This is a genomic window from Bacillus sp. SIMBA_154 (assembly GCF_046536015.1).
Classification (GTDB): Bacteria; Bacillota; Bacilli; order Bacillales; family Bacillaceae; genus Bacillus; species Bacillus pumilus_P.
In genome coordinates this window covers 1-334 of record NZ_JAWJBV010000122.1, presented here as the reverse complement: position 1 = coordinate 334, position 334 = coordinate 1, and the positions used below count along the sequence as shown (strand labels likewise).

Below are 334 nucleotides of genomic sequence, written 5' to 3'. Positions count from 1 at the left end.
CAACAATTACACAAATGTAATTGATAAATGAGAGGGAGATTGACTCTCCCTTTTTTCTTTATGATAAAAACAAAACACACCTACTTACTTGCCGTTTTACTCTTTTGTTCACCAGTGGTAACGGCTGCTGATGACCTAGAGATAGATGGTTTATTGCTCGATCGTAGTATTAGTCGCTTTGGTCATCAGTTTTATTACGAATTTTCTAATTACTGGCGAGATCTCCCCTCTACCGCTGGCTTTAATATAGAGATTAAAGAAACCGTCATTCCAAAAGCAGGTACGAAATTAACCTTAATAATGAATAATCAAGTTGTTTATGCAACATACTTAG

1 protein-coding gene is annotated in these 334 nt (G+C 35.6%); it reads left to right on the top strand.

The annotated features are described in order from the left end of the window. Positions 1-39: 39 nt before the first annotated feature. Positions 40-334 (top strand): CsgE family curli-type amyloid fiber assembly protein (locus R0K30_RS21395; RefSeq protein WP_410612791.1); only part of this gene is annotated, 295 nt, incomplete at its 3' end.